General features: G+C 64.6%; 12 protein-coding genes. 5 read left to right on the plus strand and 7 right to left on the minus strand.

Annotation, left to right across the window (positions count from 1 at the left end; all coding sequences use genetic code 11):
- Window positions 1–10: 10 nt before the first annotated feature.
- Window positions 11–1,957 (minus strand): maltotransferase domain-containing protein, encoded by a 1,947-nt coding sequence (locus I6F16_RS09140; protein ID WP_225112106.1) that lies wholly within the window; start codon window positions 1,955–1,957, stop codon window positions 11–13.
- Between the two features lie 204 nt (window positions 1,958–2,161).
- Between I6F16_RS09140 and malQ the strand changes: the two genes are divergently transcribed.
- The gene (gene malQ, locus I6F16_RS09145) at window positions 2,162–4,123 is read left to right on the plus strand and encodes a 4-alpha-glucanotransferase (protein ID WP_225112107.1); all 1,962 of its coding nucleotides are present in this window, start codon (window positions 2,162–2,164) and stop codon (window positions 4,121–4,123) included.
- A gap of 30 nt (window positions 4,124–4,153) precedes the next feature.
- A complete protein-coding gene (locus I6F16_RS09150) occupies window positions 4,154–5,956 on the plus strand; it encodes a glycoside hydrolase family 15 protein (RefSeq protein ID WP_225112108.1) in 1,803 nt (600 codons plus the stop codon).
- A gap of 209 nt (window positions 5,957–6,165) precedes the next feature.
- Here I6F16_RS09150 and I6F16_RS09155 read toward each other — a convergent pair whose 3' ends face one another.
- The 6 genes from I6F16_RS09155 to I6F16_RS09180 are packed head-to-tail and all read right to left on the minus strand — an operon-like array spanning window position 6,166 to window position 13,655.
- Window positions 6,166–6,978, minus strand: coding sequence for an HAD family hydrolase (locus I6F16_RS09155; protein ID WP_225112109.1), 813 nt, complete (start codon window positions 6,976–6,978; stop codon window positions 6,166–6,168).
- The gene (locus I6F16_RS09160) at window positions 6,975–7,517 is read right to left on the minus strand and encodes a gluconokinase (RefSeq protein WP_109144761.1); all 543 of its coding nucleotides are present in this window, start codon (window positions 7,515–7,517) and stop codon (window positions 6,975–6,977) included. The genes I6F16_RS09155 and I6F16_RS09160 overlap by 4 nt, the downstream gene beginning before the upstream one ends.
- Window positions 7,504–8,253, minus strand: a complete 750-nt coding sequence (pgl, locus tag I6F16_RS09165; protein WP_225112110.1) for a 6-phosphogluconolactonase — start codon at window positions 8,251–8,253, stop codon at window positions 7,504–7,506. The genes I6F16_RS09160 and pgl overlap by 14 nt, the downstream gene beginning before the upstream one ends.
- On the minus strand, window positions 8,253–9,764 hold the full coding sequence (gene zwf, locus I6F16_RS09170) for a glucose-6-phosphate dehydrogenase (RefSeq protein WP_225112111.1): 1,512 nt from the start codon (window positions 9,762–9,764) through the stop codon (window positions 8,253–8,255). The genes pgl and zwf overlap by 1 nt, the downstream gene beginning before the upstream one ends.
- A 29-nt stretch (window positions 9,765–9,793) precedes the next feature.
- Window positions 9,794–10,792, minus strand: a complete 999-nt coding sequence (gene gnd, locus I6F16_RS09175; protein WP_225112112.1) for a phosphogluconate dehydrogenase (NAD(+)-dependent, decarboxylating) — start codon at window positions 10,790–10,792, stop codon at window positions 9,794–9,796.
- Window positions 10,793–10,805: 13 nt separating this feature from the next.
- Window positions 10,806–13,655: a bifunctional transaldolase/phosoglucose isomerase gene (locus tag I6F16_RS09180; RefSeq protein WP_225112113.1), complete on the minus strand. Its 2,850-nt coding sequence runs from the start codon at window positions 13,653–13,655 to the stop codon at window positions 10,806–10,808.
- Window positions 13,656–14,504: 849 nt separating this feature from the next.
- Between I6F16_RS09180 and I6F16_RS09185 the strand changes: the two genes are divergently transcribed.
- From I6F16_RS09185 to I6F16_RS09195, 3 genes are read left to right on the plus strand one after another with little or no spacing between them, the layout of a single operon-like run.
- The gene (locus I6F16_RS09185; protein WP_036007284.1) at window positions 14,505–16,448 is read left to right on the plus strand and encodes a PrkA family serine protein kinase; all 1,944 of its coding nucleotides are present in this window, start codon (window positions 14,505–14,507) and stop codon (window positions 16,446–16,448) included.
- A gap of 30 nt (window positions 16,449–16,478) precedes the next feature.
- Window positions 16,479–17,756, plus strand: a complete 1,278-nt coding sequence (locus I6F16_RS09190; protein WP_193375195.1) for a YeaH/YhbH family protein — start codon at window positions 16,479–16,481, stop codon at window positions 17,754–17,756.
- A complete protein-coding gene (locus I6F16_RS09195; protein WP_225112114.1) occupies window positions 17,753–19,291 on the plus strand; it encodes a SpoVR family protein in 1,539 nt (512 codons plus the stop codon). Before I6F16_RS09190 ends, I6F16_RS09195 begins: the two co-directional genes overlap by 4 nt.
- The last annotated feature ends 68 nt before the right edge of the window (window positions 19,292–19,359 follow it).

The raw sequence follows: 19,359 nt of genomic DNA on the forward strand, positions 1-19,359 counted from the left end.
GCGTGACCCCTTACGCCAGGCAGCGGAACAGAAGTGCCGGATCGCGGTCGGGATCGATACGCAACTTGATGCCGCCCCATTCGATGCGGGACTGTTCGCCGGTGAGGAGGTTTTCGAGTGTCGTCACATGGTGACGCCGTCCGCCGGCGTCAACTGTGAGATCGCCGAGCGGCAGCCAGCATTCCCGTACGTGGCGCGACAGCGCGATCACGACGACAACAATGTTGGCCGGATCGGCCGCCTCCTTGGCGAAGGCGATCGTCTCGCGGTCCTCGATGGCGAGGAAGCGCAAATTCGCGGTCTGCTGGAGCGCCGCGTTCTCGTTGCGGATGCGGTTGAGCGCGGCGATGTAGGGTTTGATGTTGCCCGATCTGTCCCAGTCGCGCTGCCTGATCTGGTACTTCTCGGAATCCAGATATTCTTCGCGGCCGGGAATGGCGTCGTGCTCCAGCAGCTCGAATCCGCTGTAGATGCCGTAATTGCCCGAGAGCGTTGCAGCCAGTGCGATCCGCGACTTGAAGGCCCAGGCCTCTCCGCTCTGCAGGTGAAAGGGCAACAGGTCAGGCGTGTTGACGAACATGTTCGGACGGTAGAAATCGCGTTCGGGATAGCGCGTCAGCTCGCCGAGATATTGCTCCAGCTCCCATTTTTCCGTGCGCCAGGGGAAGTAAGTGAAGGACTGCGCGAAGCCGAGCTTGGCGAGGCCCTTCATCGGCTTTGGCCGTGCATAGGTCTTGGAGAACAGGATCACGTCGGGATGACGGCGGCTTATGTCGCGGATCAGCCACTCCCAGAACGCGAGCGGCGCGGTGTCGTGATTGTCGATGGCGAAGATGGTTACACCCTTGTCGATCCAGAACAGCATGGCGTCGCGAAACGCATTCCACAGCCCGACGCGATCGACCGAATTGAAGTCGGGGATAACGATGTCGGAATAGGGGCCGTCCGCCGTCTTCACCGAGCGGTCGGGCCGCCATTTGAACCATTCCGGATGCTGCGTCAGCCAGGGATGATCCGGCGAGCACTGCACCGCGAAGTCCAGCGCAAGCTCGAGCCCGTATTCAAGACATGTGGCGACCAACGCGCGGAAGTCCTCGATCGTGCCGAGCTCCGGATGCAGCGCATCGTGGCCGCCCTCGGCCGAGCCGATCGCATAGGGCGAGCCGGGATCGCCTTCACGGGCCACCGGCGCATTGTTGCGGCCCTTGCGGCTGGTCTTGCCGATCGGGTGGATCGGCGTGAAGTAGAGCACGTCGAAGCCCATCGCGGCGATGTCAGGCACGCGCGCGATGCAGTCGCGCAGCGTGCCATGCCGGCCTGGCAATGCGCTCTGGCTGCGCGGCATCATCTGATACCAGGTGCTGAAGCGGGCCTTGTCGCGGTCGGCGGCTAGCGGGAAGAATGGCGAACGCGTCAGGTCCGGCCGCGACTGGCTCTCGGCCATGGCTTCGCCGAGCTCGGTCGCGAGCAGCGAGGTGATGTCGCCGTTCCTCAGGTAATCTTCGCACTGCCTGATGATGATAGCTGCGGCGTCCTGCCGCGCGCCATGCGCCTTGGTCAAAAGCCCGGCGCCCTCGATCGCATCGAGGCTGACATCGGCCCCGGTGCGCCGCTTTCGCGCGGCGGCGTGCGACCACGTGGCGAACTCGTCGGTCCAGGCTTCGATCGCGTAGACATATTGGCCGGGCTCGGGGGGCGTGAACGCGCCGGACCAGCGGTCATTGCCGTGATGGGTCATCGGCTCGCTCCGCCATTCGCGCTCCTGCTCTCCTCGCCAGATCAGCGCGGCTGAGATCACTGCCTCGCCATCGCGGTAGATGTCGGCCCAGACCTCGACCGGCTCGCCCGCGATCCGCTTCACGGCGAAACGGCCGCCGTCGATAGCGGGATAGACGTCCTCGATCAGGAAAGCGCTGCCGGCCGCGGCACTCTCGACAGTTTGAATTGTCTTGTTCACGGTGATGCCATTGACAAGAAAGCAGGAGCCCGTTTCCCTTGTCGGGAACCCACGCTTGGTACCATGATAGAAAGCCGCTTGTGTGTCATTGGTTCCCCTGGGAACGGCAAGCGCAGTTTGCGAGTTACCCCTGACTAACCTCTTCCGCGATCTCGTTATTCTCGATGCCCCTGGCCAATTAATGGCCTGCAAGCTGCGTGCCGAATGGATCTTTTAGCTCAAGCCCGGAACAAGGGCGTTCAATCCGAATTCATCGATGCCCTCGGCAAGCTGCGGGTCACCGCGCCCGAGGCCCTCAAATCCATCCTCGATGCCCTGCCGGAGAAGCGGGTCTATCGCTTCGTCAGCGGGCCGGTCGTGGTCCGTGCGCTCGGACGCCCGCGCACGGAATTGGCGTCGGTTGGCGCGCCGCCGCTGCAATGGAAAATCGCCGGCAACGGTAATGTGATCGCGGCAGGCGAGACGCGGGAGCCCGTGATCGCCTGGCCCGCGGGCCTGGCGCTCGGGTATCACCGCCTGACGCTGACCGATGCCGAAGGTGCGAGCGAAGACGTGCCGATGATCGTGGCGCCCGAGCGCTGTTTCGGTGGCGATTTCGACCGCGGCTGGCTGCTCGCCGTGCAGCTCTACAGCGTCCGCTCCGACCGCAATTGGGGCATCGGCGATTTCACCGATCTCGCGGGCCTGGTCCGGCTCGCCAAGCAGCTCGGGGCCGACGGCGTCGGGCTCAATCCGCTGCATGTCCTGTTCGACGATCACCCGGCCGATTGCAGCCCCTATTCGCCGAACAGCCGGCTTTTCCTCAACCCGCTCTATATCGACGTCGAGGCGATCCCTGAATTCTCGGCCGACCTCGTGCCCGACGCGGCCGCAACGGCCGCCCGTCTGCGCGAGGGCGACCGCGTCCCTTATACCGACATGGCGGCGCTGAAATGGCTGGGCCTGCGCGCCGCCTTTAACAGCTTCGTGACAAGCGCGAGCGAGGCGCGTCGCAAGGCGTTTGACGCCTTCCGTGCGGAGCGCGCGCCGCTGTTGTCCCGCTTTGCCTGTTTCGAGGTGCTGCGGCATCGTTTCACCGGACCCTGGTGGGAATGGCCGGCGGAATGGCAGCAGCCGGACGAGGCGAAATGCGCCGAGCTGCGTAATGGCGCGGAGAGGCGCGAGGTCGAGTTCGTCGAATTCGTGCAATGGACGGCCGATAGCCAGCTGCATGCCGCCAAGACGCTCGCCGGCCAGCTCGGCATGCGGGTCGGGCTCTATCTCGACGTCGCCGTCGGCGTGCAGTCCAACGGCTTCGATGCCTGGAACGAGCAGACGGCGATCTCGCGTCATCTCGCGGTCGGCGCGCCGCCCGACGTGCTCAACACGATCGGCCAGGATTGGGGCCTTGCCGGCTTCAATGCCGGTGGGCTGGAAGCGCAATCCTTCGTCCCGTTCGCCGACATGCTCGCGGCGTCGATGCGCCATGCCGGCGCCATCAGGCTCGATCACGTGCTCGGCCTGAAACGGCTCTATCTCGTGCCGCGCGGCTTCAAGCCCGACAACGGCGCCTATGTGCAGATGCCGTTCGAGGCACTGCTGGCCGCCGTAGCGCGCGAGAGCGCGGCCCATAAATGCATTGTGATCGGCGAGGATCTCGGCACCGTGCCGGAAGGCTTTCGCGAGATGATGCAGGATTTCGGCATCTGGTCCTATCTCGTCATGATGTTCGAGCGCGACGATGCCGGGCATTTCCGCAATGTCGACCATTACCGGCCCAATGCGCTGGTGACGCTGAATACGCATGACCTGTCGACCTATGCCGGCTGGCGCTCCTTCGGCGATCTCAAGATGAAGCGCTCGCTCGGGCTCGATCCCGGCGAGAACGACCAGGCGCGATGGGATGCGCTCGGCGGGCTCGACGAGATCCTGCGCCAGAACGGCATCACCGCCAACGATCTCTACTCTGTGCTGGCCTTCCTGTCGCGCACGCCGTCCCGGCTGCTTGCGGTGTCGATGGAGGATCTGCTCGGCGTTGTCGACCAGCCTAACATCCCCGGCACGATCGACGAGCATCCGAACTGGCGCCAGCGCCTACCGGTTGCGCTCGACAAGATCATCTCCAGGATCGATCTCGCAGCTTTGAAGGCTGCGACACGGGAACGTTCATTGCCCGGCGGGAATTGAACAGCCGGGCGTTGCTAGGCTCGCACGACATTGGCTCAGAGGATCGAGGACTATGCGCTGATCGGCGATTGCGAGACCGCGGCGCTGGTGGGGCGCAACGGCTCGATCGACTGGCTGTGCTGGCCGGCCTTCGATTCCGACGCGTGCTTTGCCGCCATTCTCGGCACCCACAAGAACGGGCGCTGGCTAATCGGGCCATGCGAGGACGCGACCCGCATTTCGCGGCGCTATGTCGGCCATACCCTCGTCCTCGAGACGCGCTTCGAGACGAAGAGCGGCACGGTTGCGCTGATCGACTTCATGCCGCCGCGCGGCAAGGCGTCGGACATCGTACGGCTGGTGCGCGGCCTCGAGGGCACCGTGAAGATGCGGATGGAGCTCGTCATCCGCTTCGGCTTCGGCGCTGATATTCCCTGGGTGCGGCGGATCGACCATTCCTTGATGGCCATCGCCGGGCAGGACATGACGGTGCTGCGAACACCCGTCGAGACCCGCGGCGAGGATCTGACCACCGTCGCGGACTTCGAGGTGAGGGAAGGCGAGACCGTGCCATTCGTGCTGACTTACGGTCCCTCGCATCTGGATCCGCCTGCACCGATCGATGCGGAGCTGGCGCTTCAGGAGACCGAAAAATTCTGGGAGGACTGGTGCGGCCATTGCACCCGTGACGGCGACTATCAGGAGCTGGTCCTGCGTTCGCTGATCACGCTGAAGGCGCTGACCTTCGCGCCGACCGGCGGCATCGTCGCGGCACCCACCACCTCCTTGCCGGAGAAGCTCGGAGGCAGCAGGAACTGGGACTATCGCTTCTGCTGGCTGCGCGATGCCACCTTCACGCTGCTGGCGCTGATGAACTCGGGCTACACCGAGGAAGCCCTGGCCTGGCACAATTGGCTGCTGCGCGCCGCGGCCGGCTCGCCCGCGAACATGCAGATCATGTACGGCATCTGGGGCCAGCGGCGCCTCCTGGAATGGGAGGCGGGCTGGCTCGGCGGCTACGAGGGGGCGCAGCCGGTGCGCGTCGGCAATGCCGCCCACGCGCAGCTCCAGCTCGATGTTTACGGCGAATTGATCGACGCCTTCCACCAGTCGCGCATGGCGAGGCTCAAGCTCGACGACGAGACGACCTGGGCGCTGGAATGCGCCGTGCTCAATCATCTGGCCGAAGTCTGGGACCGGCCCGACCACGGCATCTGGGAGCGGCGCGGCCAGCCCAAGCACTATGTCTTCTCCAAGGTGATGACCTGGGTCGCCTTCGACCGCGGCATCAAGAGCGCCGAGACCTTCGGCTTCAAGGCGCCGCTGCTGCACTGGCGTGCGCTACGCGAAGCCATTCATCGAGATGTCTGCAACAGGGGATTCGATGCGGAGGAGAATGCGTTCGTCGAATCCTACGGCTCGAAGATGCTCGACGCCAGCGTGCTGCTGCTGCCCGCCGTCGGGTTCCTGCCGGCGGACGACCCGCGCATCCGCGGCACCATCGCCGCGGCCGAAAAATGCCTGATGCGCGACGGTTTCGTGCTGCGGCACGACCCGCGCGAGCTGCCCCCGGACCAGCCGCCGCTCGAAGGCGCCTTCCTGGCCTGTACCCTATGGCTCGCCGATGCCTATGTGCTGTCGGGCGATCTCGACAAGGCGCAAGTTCTGCTTGACCGCGTGGTCGGCATCGCCAACGACGTCGGGCTGCTGGCCGAAGAATACGATTCCGTGGCCCGCCGCCAGACCGGCAATTTCCCGCAGGCGCTGACCCACATCGCGCTGATCAACACGGCGCACAATTTATCGGCGGCAAGGCAGGGCAGCGAGAAGCCGGCAGTGCAGCGGTCGAAGTAGTAGGAAGCGCCGTCAGGCGCTTTTGCCTCCACGAGCACGGTGCACTCCCTCTCCCGCTTGCGGGAGAGGGTTGGGGAGAGGGTGTCTCCGCAATGGGATAGCCCCCTAGAGGAGAAAGCCCTCACCCGCGCCTTCGGCGCGACCTCTCCCGCAAGCGGGAGAGGTTGCACCGAGCCCGTGGCAATCGAGTCAATCTAAGCCATTCCGCTTTAGCCCACCCCATTCCGCGTCAAGATCATCTCCATCGCCTCGGCAAAGCCGTCCTGCTCGTTGGTCGCAGTGACGTGCGTCGCCTCGTCCTTGACGTTGTCGGCGGCGTTGCCCATGGCGATCGAGGTGCCGCTGACGCGGAACATGGCGAGGTCGTTCTGCATGTCGCCGATGGTGGCGACCGCGTCGGTGGAGATGCCGAGGCGCCTGGCCATCGCTTGCACGAATGTGCCCTTGTTGAAGCCCGGCGGGGTGATGTCGAGATAATAGGTCTGCGAGCGCACCGCGGTCGCCGCGCTGCCGAGGGCTTCCTGCATCACCTTCTCGCACGCCTCGAGCCGGGCCGCGTCGGCGCTGGCGCCGACGATCTTGCAGGCGCTGGCAAGGTAGGGCGTGAAGTCAGTCACGATCGTCGGATCGGAGCGGATCGTGTGCCGCTCGTGCGCGACGTAGCTGCCGCTGGGATTGTCGATCAGCCATTTGTCGGTGGTGAACAGCCAGACGTCGGCGCCGTAGTCGCGGAGGATCTGCAAGGTGCGCTCGGCCGCGCGCGCTGGAATCAGGTGCTGCTCGACCGGCCGCATCTCGGGATCGACGATCGAGGAGCCGTTGAACGGCCCAACCGGCAGCCACAGCGCCAGCGGCTCGATCAAGAAGCGCATGCCGATCGCCGGACGGCTGGAGGTGATGGTGAAACCGATGCCAGCCTGGTGCAGCCGCTGCACGGCGTTCTTCGCGCGCTCCGTCAGCGTCTTGTCCTTGGTCAGCAGCGTGCCGTCGACGTCGGAGACCACGAGTGAGATTTGGGTCATGGCAGAACCTTGGGTGTTGCGGCGCCCAGTTTGAGCTGCCGCACGATGCCGTCCACGATCGCCTCGACGGTCTCGTCGATCGAGACGGTGATGACGTGCTCGCCCGGCTCCGGCGGCTCCAGCGTCTCGAACTGGCTGGCGAGCAGTCCGGGCGGCATGAAGTGCCCTTTGCGTTGCGCCAGCCGCTCGGCGATCAGCTCCTTGGTGCCCTTCAGGAACACGAAGCGGACGTCATCGCGTCCGCGCAGCAGCACGTCTCGATAGGCGTGCTTCAGCGCCGAGCAGGCGATGATGACGTGCTCGCCGCGGCCGCAGACCCGCGCGATTTCGTCGGCGATGGCATTCAGCCAGGGCCAGCGGTCTTCGTCGGTGAGGGGATGTCCGGCCCGCATCTTCTCGACATTGCTGGCGGGATGGAAGCTGTCGCCGTCCTCGAACCGCCAGCCGAGGCGCTCGCCGAGCGCCTTCGCGACCGTGCTCTTGCCCGAGCCCGACACGCCCATCACGATCAATGCACAGGGTGCTTCAGCGCGGCCCACGAATGTCCTCCGGAAGCGCGGCCTTGTCGACCAGCCAGACGGTCTCGCCGTTCGAGCGCGCGCGCAAGGCCGGCAGATTCTCGCCATTGCAGAGGCGCGTCAAGATCGGCCGCTTGTCGTGCCCGGCAATCTCGAACAGCATCTCGCGGCAGGAGGCCAAAGCGGGCAGGGTGAGCGAGACCCGCGGCACGAACGGCGCAACGTTCGCCTTGGGAACGCCGACGACCCAGCGTCGGGTCTCCTCGATCTCGGGGTAACCGGGAAACAGCGAGGCGGTGTGGCCGTCCGGTCCTGCGCCCATCAGGACGAGATCGAACAGCGGACGTGCGGGATCGAGCTGGTCTCCGCCATAGAAGGCCTGCAGCTCACGCGCGTAGGCTTCCGCAGCGGCATCGGGATTGTCGGCTGTGGTCGGGATCGGGTGAATATGGCCGGCGGGCGCGTGGCGATCGAGAAAGGTCGCGCGGGCGACCGCCATGTTGTTGAGGGGATCGCTGTCGGGCACGAAACGCTCGTCGCCGATGAACCAATGCACGCGCTCCCACGGAATCCTGCCGCGCCCGGCCTCGCTGCCGAGCAACTGATACAGCGTCCTCGGGCTGGAGCCGCCGGTGAGGCAGATCGCAATCCGGCCCGGATTGGCCGCGATCCGCGCCAGCACGCGTTCGGCCGCGGCGCGGGCGAGAGCTTCGGCATCGGCCTCGACGATCAGCTTCGGCTGCTCGGCCTGAGCCATCACGAGAACTTCCGCCAGCTTCGCCCGTCGCGCCGGAGCAGCTCGTCGGCGCAGGCAGGGCCGTCGCTGCCGGCTTCATAGGTTTCGATGCCGTTGCTGCCCGCGCCCTTCCAGGCATCCAGGAACGGCTGCACGGCCTGCCAGCCGGCCTCGATGCCGTCGGCGCGCTGGAACAGGATGTTGTCGCCGATCATGCAGTCGTAGATCAGCGTCTCATAGCCGGTCGAGGGATCGGCGCGGAAATAGTCGCCATAGCGGAACTTCATCTCGACGCCGTCGATGGTGATGCTCGGCCCCGGGATCTTGGCGTTGAACTGCAGCTCGATGGTCTCAGTCGGCGCGATGCCGATGGTGAGGAAGTTCTGCGACAGCCGGTCGACGTCCGTCCCTGAGAACATCGACAGCGGCGCCTGCTTGAACTTGATCGCGACTTCGGTGCGCTTGTGGCCGAGCGCCTTGCCGGTGCGCAAGTAGAACGGCACGCCGGCCCAGCGCCAATTGTCGATCATCAGCTTGAGCGCGACAAAGGTCTCGGTGGTGCTGTCGGGCTTGACGTCCGCGGTCTTGCGATAGTCCGTGATCTCGTCGTCGCCGCTGCGGCCCGCGAGATATTGCGCGCGCACCGAATTCTTCAGTGCGTCCTCCCGGCTGGGCAGCTGGATCGATGTCAGCACGTCCGCCTTCTCGGAGCGTACGGAATGTGCGTCGAAGCGGGCGGGAGGCTCCATCGCGACCAGCGACATCAGCTGGAACAGGTGGTTCGGCACCATGTCGCGCAGCGCGCCGGTGGCATCATAGAAGCCGCCGCGGTGGCCGACCCCGAGCTTCTCTTCCACGGTGATCTGGATGTGGTCGATGTGGTTGCGATTCCAGATGGGCTCGAACATGCCGTTGGCAAAGCGCAGCACCAGGATGTTCTGCACCGTTTCCTTGCCGAGATAATGATCAATCCGGTAGATCTGGTGCTCGTCCATGATCTTCAAGAGTTCGGCATTCAGCGCGCGGGCCGAGGCCAGATCGGTGCCGAACGGCTTTTCGATCACGAGCCGCCGCCAGGCGCCGTTCTCCCTCATCATGCCGGTGCGGCCGAGCTCCCGCGCGGTCGGCGCGAACGCGGCCGGCGGCGTTGCCAGATAGAACAGCCGGTTGCCGCCGGTGTCCTGCGCGCATTCCAGCGAGTCCAGATGCTGGCGCAGGCGGTCGAAGGAGGGCGGATCCTTTGCGTCGGCCTCGACGAAGGTCACGCATTCCAAAAGCCTCGTCGCGATGTCGTTGTCCACCGGGCGCGTCGCGAATTGCCGCAAGCCCTTCAGCAGGCTGTCGCGCAGCTCCTCATCCGACTGGCCCCTGCGGGCGACGCCGACGACGCAGAATTTCTCCGGCAGAAGATGCTCGGCGGCCAGGTTGTAGAGCGAGGGCATCACCAGGCGATGGGTGAGATCGCCGGTGACGCCGAAGATGACGAAGGCGCAATTTTCCGGCTTGCGCTTTGGCTGCGGGTCTTTTGTCACGAATGGTCGGCCTTCGCTTGGTTTACTCGTTACTTCGGCTTCGCCGCGCCCGGCTGCTTCGGCTCCTTGTGTCCGCCGAACCCTGCGCGCATCGCCGAGAGAATTTTTTCAGCGAAGGTGTGTTCCCGGCGGGAACGGAAACGTGTGTAGAGCGCCGCGGTCAAAACCTCGGCCGGCACGGCCTCGTCGACCGCCGCATTCACGGTCCAGCGGCCTTCGCCGGAATCCTCCACGAAGCCGGAATATTCCGACAGTTGCGGACTGTCGGCGAGGGCGGTCGAGGTGAGGTCGAGCAGCCAGGACGGAATCACGCTGCCACGCCGCCACACTTCAGCGATGTCGGCGAGATCGAAATCGTAGCGATGATCCGCCGGCAAAGCCTCGATATTGGCATTCCTGAGGATGTCGAAACCTTCGGCATAGGCCTGCATCAGGCCGTATTCGATGCCGTTGTGGATCATCTTGACGAAATGGCCGGCGCCGACGGGCCCGGCGTGGATGTAGCCTTGCTCGACGCGGGGATCGCGGCCCTCGCGCCCCGGGGTGCGCGGAATGTCGCCGGCGCCCGGCGCGAGCGCCGCGAAGATCGGATCGAGCCGGTCGACCACCTGCTTCTCACCGCCGATCATCATGCAATAGCCGCGGTCGAGCCCCCAGACGCCGCCTGACGTGCCGACATCGACGTAATGGATGCCGCGCGCCTTCAGCGCCTTGCCGCGGCGGACGTCGTCCTGCCAGAAGGTGTTGCCGCCGTCGATGATGACGTCGCCTTCCTGCATCACGCCGGCGATCGTCTCGATCGTGGTCTCGGTGATGCGTCCTGCCGGCAGCATCACCCAGGCCGTGCGCGGCCGCTCCAGCTTGGCGACGAACTCTTCCAGCGTCGCCGAGCCGACCGCGCCGTCGGCGGCAAGGCCCGCGACGGCCTTGGCGTCCTTGTCGTAGACCACCGTCGAATGCCCGTGGCGCATAAGGCGGCGAACGATGTTGCCGCCCATTCGGCCGAGGCCGATCATGCCGAGTTGCATCTGCATTATTCCTTTAGTTCAGCGCGTCGCTCAGCGCTGCATTGAGCGCGGCGAGGCCTTTCTTGAGCCCACCCTTCAGGTGCACCCGCAGCGCACGCCGGCCGCGTTCCGTCAGCACGTCGAAATCGCCGCGCGCCTGCGCCGCCTTGATCACGCCGAAGCTCGCCTTCTGGCCCGGCACAGGCAGGTCCTTGGCGTCATCGGCGGTGATCTGGAGGAAGACGCCGCTGTCGGGCCCGCCCTTGTAGGCCTGTCCCGTCGAGTGCAGGAAGCGCGGGCCGAACTCGGCGCAGGTCGCGACATGCCGCTTCTCGCGCACCTCGAGGCGCATGGCCTGAAGCGCGTCGATCGTGGCCTTGTCGCGCGCGATGTAGCCGAGCAGGGCGACGTAGTCTCCGTCGTTGGATCGCGACAGATGCGCCTTCAGCCAGGAGCCGAGATCGCCATTGGCGCCGGCGGCGCGTAGCGCCGTGGCGTTGGCCTCGTCGGTGTAGAGATCGGCTTCCTTGGTGCTGACCACCGGCTCTTCCGCCGGCAGCTTGCCGGTCTTCTCGAACGCGGCGGTGAGCTCGCGGGTCTTGATCTTGGCCGCTTCGACGTCCGGCTGGTCGAACGGGTTAATGCCGAGAATGCTGCCGGCCACGGCGGTTGCCATCTCGAAGCGGAAGAATTCCTGGCCGAGATGCTCGATCGACTTCATGACGATGCGCACCACGGGGTGACCCGCCGCCTCGATCGCTGCAAGCTGGGAATCGTGTGCTGCGTCCGCTTCGCCTTCGACGCGGATGTCGATGAAGAAACGGTCGTTGCCGTAGACGGAGGGATCGCCCAGCGGCTCGCCCTCGATCGGGATCAGGCCCTTGCCCTCCTTGCCGGTCGATTCCGCGATCAGCTGCTCGGCCCAGGCGCCGAAATCGGCGATCTTCTTCGACGCCAGGATCGTCACCTTGTCGCGGCCTTCGAGTCCCGCGAGACCTATGGCAAGGCCGAGCTGCACGCCCGGGTTTTCGGACGGCGGCACATCGGGGCCACAGGAGCGGGCCATCGCCAGCGCATGCTTGACGAAGCTCTTGACGTCGATGCCCGCGGTTGCCGCCGGCACCAAGCCGAAGGGCGAGAGCACCGAATAGCGTCCGCCGATCGAGGGCTCGCCATGGAAGATGCGGGCGTAGTTCAGCTGCTTCGCCGCCTTCTCCAGCGACGAGCCGGGGTCGGTCACCGCGATGAAGCGATGCCCGGTCTTCACCTTTGCACCCACCGCCTTGGCAACCTGCTCGTGGAAATAGTCCTTCATCGCGTTCGGCTCGGTGGTGCCGCCGGACTTGCTGGAGACGATGAAGACGGTGTTGGCGATGTCGATCTTCGCCTCCATCGCCCGCACCTGTGCCGGATCGGTGGAGTCGAGCACGTGCAGCTTGGGGAAGCCGGGCTTCTTGCCGAAGGTCTCCGCCAGCACCTCGGGGCCGAGGCTGGAACCGCCCATGCCGAGCACGACGGCGTCGGAGAATTTCTGGCCCTTCACGCGGCCCGCATAGTCCTCGTAATCGGCAATGTCGGCCTGGTACGGGCTGTCGAGCCAGCCGAGCCATTTGTCCTCGTCCGCACCGGTCCAGACCGACTTGTCGCGCTGCCACAGCCTGCGGATCTTGGCCGACGCCCGCCATTCCTCCGTGGTCTTGGCCAGCGCCTTGCCGAGCCCGTCGCCCAGCGAGAGCTGCTGGCGGTCGAGTGCGGGCCCGAGCACGATGGCGCGCTTGTGGGCGACGGCGCCGTAGAGCTTGTCGGCGGCATCCGCAAACAGCTTGACGCCGTCCTTGACCAGCTCCTCGGCAATCGCATCGAGCGAGATGCCGGAGCGCTCCAGCTCCTCCAGCACGCGCTTCGCGTCCTCGACGTTCTCCTCCAGGCTGTCGCGCGGCTTGCCGTGATCGCGGAACGCATCCAGCGTTGCCGGCGGCACGGTGTTGATGGTGTCGGGGCCGATCAGCTCCTCGACATAGAGGACGTCGCTGTAGTCCTTGTTCTTGGTGCCGGTGGAGGCCCACAGCATGCGCTGCGGCTTGGCGCCCTTGGCGGCGAGCTTCTCCCAGCGCGGGCCTGCGAACAGGCGCTTGTAGTCCTGATAGGCGAGCTTGGCGTTGGCGATCGCCACCTTGCCCTTGAGCGCGGCGAGACGTTCCTTCTCGGACGGATCGTTGGCGCGGGCGATCTTCTCGTCCAGCTGCTTGTCGACGACCGAGTCGATCCGGCTGACGAAGAAGCTGGCGACGCTGGCGACATGCGACGGATCGCCGCCGCCGGCGACGTAGGTCTCGAGACCGGCGATGTAGGCCTCGGCCACCTCGAGATAGACGGCCTTGGAGAACAGTAGCGTGATGTTGATGCTGATGCCCTCGCTGATCAGCTGCTCGATCGCCGGCAGGCCCTCCGGCGTCGCCGGCACCTTCACCATCAGGTTCTTGCGACCGACGTCCTTCCAGAGCCGCCGCGCCTCCGCGATCGTGCCCGATGTGTCCATGGCGAGATAGGGCGAGACCTCCAGGCTGACATAGCCGTCGCCGCCCTTGAGGCGGTCGTAGACCGGGCGCAGCACGTCGGCGGCGTTCTGGATGTCCTCGATCGCAACGGCCTCGAACAGGTCGGCCACGGTGCGGTCGCCGCGCTTCAGCGCCTTGCCAATCGGGGCGTCATATTCGTCCGAGCTGCCGATCGCCTTCTCGAAGATCGACGGGTTGGAGGTGACGCCCTTGACGCCGTCGGTGTCGATCAGCCGCTTCAGGTCGCCCTTGGCGATGAAGCCGCGGGCCAGGAAGTCGAGCCAGACCGCCTGTCCGTGCTTTTCCAGTTCTTTGACGGGATTCATGATGCTTATTATCTCCAAGCCTGCGGACGAGGGGTTTTCGCGAAGGTCTGACGCGCTATCCTCTAGCCTACATGCACCCGGGAGGGAACCAATCAAGGGTGCGGGAGTCATACCCTCCAGTGTAACTCCGTCGCGATCATGGCGATCCAGACGGGCAGCTTACTGTTGCGTAAGGGTCGTCACCATCCGGCCGATCTTAGCGCCTCGCTGCCCAGCGGGCATGTCGTCGTCATCCACTCCTTCGCATCCGCGCTCTCCGTATCGACAATGAATTTCTGCCACGGGGTTCGATAGCGGAGATCTTGCTCGAAGATTGCCGCGGTCACGAAATGATCGTGCTGAGGCCGACGCCGGACATGCGAAGAGCTCCGCAGCATCCCAAGCTGGCCGTTACGCACAGAACGATCGCGTTGTCATCCGTCGGGGTGGGCCTGGCCTGGCAGCGACTGTGACACGGTGCTGCGCGTTGCCGCGACGTACAGGCCGCCAGCACATCGCATTGCAGCAGGAAGATGAACGGGGACCGCAAGGTTCGCCGTACAAGCGTCATAAGATCGCCGCTCCCGGCCCGCTATGCTGCATTGCCGGATGGGGCCATCCCCGGGAACGCCCGGATGTGGCGACCGAGTGACATTTTCTGGAAATGAGCCAGAATAGACAGAGATTCGCACAAATTACAGGCAGGTGCCTGTTCGTAACTCATGGAGTGCCTACGTTGTGCGTTGCGTCGAGTCGGCACCAGGGTGTCCAATGATTGTCATGTGCTCACGCTGATTCGAAACGGCCTGAGGAACGGTCCGGTAACTGCTTTCGTTTCAGCTTGTAGCGGAACTCACGCGGAGAGGGATCATGTACAACGATTCTCTATTCAACGCTTTCGCTCGGTCGTTCGAGGCGAGAAGCCAGCACGACATGTCGATGGCGGAATATCTGGAATCGTGTCGAAGCGATCCCATGAAATACGCGAACGCGGCTGAACGACTGCTAGCGGCGATCGGTGAGCCTCAGACGATTGACACGGCCAAGGACCCACGCCTTGGCCGTATTTTTTTGAACCGCACCATCCGCACCTATCCAGCCTTCGCCGGCTTCTACGGCATGGAAGAAACCATCGAGCGCATCGTCGGTTTCTTCCGCCATGCGGCGCAAGGTCTCGAAGAGCGCAAGCAGATCCTCTATTTGCTCGGCCCGGTTGGCGGCGGCAAGTCCTCGCTCGCCGAGCGGCTCAAGTCGCTGATGGAAGTGCAGCCGATCTACGTGCTCAAGGCCGGCGACGAGCTCTCGCCGGTGTTCGAGAGCCCGCTCAGCCTGTTCGATCCCGATCAACTCGGTCCGATGCTGGAGGAGAAGTACGGCATTCCGCGCCGTCGCCTCACCGGCCTGATGAGCCCGTGGTGCTACAAGCGGCTCGAAGCCTTCGGCGGCGACATCTCGCAATTCCGGGTCGCCAAGATCCAGCCGTCGCGGCTGCGCCAGATCGCGATCGCCAAGACCGAGCCCGGTGACGAGAACAACCAGGACATCTCCTCGCTGGTCGGCAAGGTCGACATCCGCAAGCTCGAGACCTACGCCCAGAACGATCCCGACGCCTACAGCTATTCCGGCGGTCTCAACCGCGCCAACCAGGGCGTGCTCGAGTTCGTCGAGATGTTCAAGGCGCCGATCAAGATGCTGCACCCGTTGCTGACCGCAACCCAGGAAGGCAACTATATCGGCACCGAGAATATCGGCGCGATCCCGTTCACCGGCATCATCCTGGCGCACTCGAACGAGGCCGAGTGGGCGAGCTTCAAGGCCAACAAGAACAACGAAGCCTTCATCGACCGCATCTGCGTCATCAAGGTGCCCTACTGCCTCAGGGTCACCGAGGAGCAGAAGATCTACGAGAAGCTGATCCAGGGCTCCGAGCTCGCCTCGGCGCCTTGCGCGCCGTCGACGCTGGAGACGCTGGCGCGGTTCTCGGTGATGTCGCGCCTGCGCAAGCACGAGAACTCCACCCTGTTCGCCAAGATGCGGGTCTACGACGGCGAGAGCCTGAAGGAATCCGATCCGAAGGCGCGTAGCGTCCAGGAATATCGCGACGCCGCCGGCGTCGACGAGGGCATGGATGGTGCTTCGACCCGCTTCGCCTTCAAGATCCTGGCTGCGACGTTCAACCACGATCCGCAAGAGGTGGCCGCCGACGCCGTGCACCTGATGTACGCGCTGGAGCAGGCGATCCGCCGCGAGCAGCTGCCTGAGGAGACCGAGAAACGCTATCTCGAGTTCATCAAGGCCGAGCTCGCACCGCGCTACGCCGAGTTCATCGGCAACGAGATCCAGAAGGCCTATCTCGAATCCTACTCGGATTACGGGCAGAACCTGTTCGATCGCTACGTCGACTATGCCGACGCCTGGATCGAGGACCAGGACTTCAAGGATCCCGATACCGGCCAGCTGCTCGATCGCGAGCTTTTGAACCAGGAGCTGACGAAAATCGAGAAGCCGGCGGGCATCGCCAACCCCAAGGATTTCCGCAACGAGGTCGTCAAATTCTCGTTACGCTCCCGGGCCCAGAACGGCGGCAAAAACCCGACCTGGACCTCCTACGAGAAGATTCGCGATGTGATCGAAAAGCGGATATTCTCCCAAGTCGAGGACCTGCTTCCGGTCATCTCCTTCGGGTCGAAGAAGGACGGCGAGACGGAGAAGAAGCACGGCGAGTTCGTCGCACGCATGGTGGAGCGCGGCTATACCGAACGTCAGGTTCGCCGGCTCGTCGAATGGTACATGCGCGTGAAGCAGGCCGGTTGAGGCGGATGGGAGGCGAATGGTAAAGTGCCCATTCACATTATTGACAGGCGCCTGAATCCGGGCGGCAAGAGTCTTGAGAACCGCCAGCGGTTCTTGCGTCGGGCCAAATCCCTGGTGCAGGGCGCCGTCAAGAAGACCTCGCAGGAACGCGACATCAAGGACGTCCTGGAGGGTGGTGAGGTCACGATTCCACTCGACGGCATGCACGAGCCGCGTTTCCGCCGTGAAGGCGGGACGCGCGACATGGTCCTGCCCGGCAACAAGAAGTTCATTGAAGGCGACTATCTCCAGCGCTCCGGCCAGGGCAGCGCCAAGGATTCCGGTCCCGGCGAAGGCGACAGCGAGGACGCCTTCCGCTTCGTGCTGAGCCGCGACGAGTTCGTCGATCTATTCCTCGACGACCTCGAGCTTCCGGATCTCGCCAAGCGCAAGATCGCGCAGACCGAGAGCGAAGGCATCCAGCGCGCCGGCTACACCATGACCGGCTCGCCCGCCAACATTTCGGTGAGCCGGACGGTGAAGCTCGCGCTCGCCCGCCGCATCGCGCTCAAGCGTCCGCGCAAGGACGAGATCGAGGAGCTGGAAGCCGCGATCGAAGCCTGCACCGACGAGGACGATCGTGCGGCTCTCGTGGCCCGGCTCGAAACGCTGAAGGCGAAGTCCAAGCGCATCCCCTTCATCGATCCGCTCGACATCCGCTACCGGCGCTTCGAGACGGTGCCCAAGCCCGTCGCGCAGGCCGTGATGTTCTGCCTGATGGACGTCTCCGGCTCGATGTCCGAGCACATGAAGGACTTGGCGAAACGCTTCTACATGCTGCTCTACGTGTTCCTGAAGCGGCGCTACAAGCACGTCGAGATCGTCTTCATCCGCCACACCGACCGCGCCGAGGAGGTCGATGAGCAGACCTTCTTCTACGGTCCGGCCTCGGGCGGCACGCTGGTCTCCAGTGCGCTGCAGGCGATGCACGAGATCGTGCGCGAGCGCTTCAACCCGTCGGATTGGAACATCTACGCCGCGCAGGCTTCCGACGGCGACAATTCCTATTCCGACGGCGAGCTCACGGGGCTCCTCTTGACCGAGAAGATCCTGCCGGTCTGCCAGTTCTTCGCCTATCTCGAGGTCGGCGAGGCCGGCGGCAGCGCCTTCGATCTCTCCGACTCCTCGCTCTGGAGCCTCTACGAACGCCTGCGCAACAGCGGCGCCCCGCTCTCGATGCGCAAGGTCTCGGAGCGCAGCGAGATCTTCCCGGTATTCCACGATCTGTTCCAGCGCCGCGACACTGCCCAGGAGAAGGCCGCTCCATGAAGGAACGTTTGTTCGAAGGCGCCGATTGGGATTTCCACACCTTGCAGCGCATCACCGATGCCTGCGAGGAGGTGGCGCTGAAGGATCTCGGCCTCGACGTCTATCCGAACCAGATCGAGGTCATCACCGCCGAGCAGATGCTGGACGCCTATTCGTCGGTCGGCATGCCCCTGTTCTACAAGCACTGGTCGTTCGGCAAGCACTTCGCGTTCCATGAGGCGTCCTACCGCAAGGGCCTGATGGGGCTGGCCTACGAGATCGTCATCAACTCCTCGCCCTGCATATCCTATCTGATGGAGGAGAACACGGCGACGATGCAGACGCTGGTGATCGCGCACGCCGCCTTCGGCCACAACCATTTCTTCAAGAACAATTATCTGTTCAAGCAATGGACCGATGCCGACGGCATCCTGGACTATCTCGACTTCGCCAAGAACTACGTCATGCAGTGCGAGGATCGCTACGGCCGCATCGAGGTCGAGCGCACGCTCGACGCCGCGCACGCGCTGATGTCGCACGGCATCGACCGTTATCCCGGCAAGAAGAAGCTCGATCTGCGCGCCGAGGAGAAGCGGGCAGGGCGTCGCCGCCAGCACGAGGAGGAGGTCTTCAACGATCTCTGGCGCACCGTGCCGAAGGGCGCCGCCAAGAGCCGCTCCACGCTCAGCATCGAGCGCCGCCGCAAGCTGCTCGGCCTGCCGCAGGAGAATTTGCTCTATTTCCTGGAGAAGAGCGCGCCGCGGCTGGCGCCCTGGCAGCGCGAGCTGCTCCGCATCGTTCGCCACATCGCGCAATATTTCTATCCGCAGAGCCAGACCAAGGTCATGAACGAGGGGACGGCGACCTACGTCCATTATCGCATCATGACCAAGCTGCACGAGCAGGGTCGCATCAGCGACGGCAACTTCCTCGAATTTCTGGGGTCGCACACCAATGTGGTGTTCCAGCCCGAATTCGACGACCCGCGTTTCTCCGGCTTCAACCCCTACGCGCTCGGCTTCGCGGTGATGCAGGACATCGAGCGCATCGTCGCCAATCCCGAAGACGAGGACCGCGAGTGGTTTCCCGACATCGCCGGCAAGGGCGACGTCATGGGCGTGCTGCGCGACGTCTGGGCCAATTACCGCGATGAGAGCTTCATCGGGCAGTTCCTGAGTCCGAAGCTGATGCGGCACTTCCGCATGTTCCATCTGCACGACGATCCCGAGGAGCGCGCCGGCATCCGGGTCGACGCCATCCACGACGAGCGCGGCTTCCGCCGCGTCCGCCGCGAGCTGGCGCGGCAGCACGATGTCGGCTTCATCGACGCCAATATCGAGGTGGTCGACGTCGATCTCTCCGGCGACCGCCGTCTGATCCTGCATCACCACGTCATCAAGGGCTCGCAGCTCAACGAGACCGACGCCAAGCGCGTGCTCCAGCACTTGGCCGATCTCTGGACCTACGACGTCGCACTGATCGAGGTCGACGCCAACGACAAGGTCCTGCGCGAATACGTCGTCAGCCCGCGCCCGATCGCGGCGGCGGTGGCGTGACGGGGGCTGCCTACATGGGGCACCACGCGAGATGCGCATTGATGTGCCCTCGCCCCTTGCGGGAGAGG

It is taken from the genome of Bradyrhizobium sp. IC4060 (assembly GCF_020193715.1).
Lineage (GTDB): Bacteria > Pseudomonadota > Alphaproteobacteria > Rhizobiales > Xanthobacteraceae > Bradyrhizobium > Bradyrhizobium yuanmingense.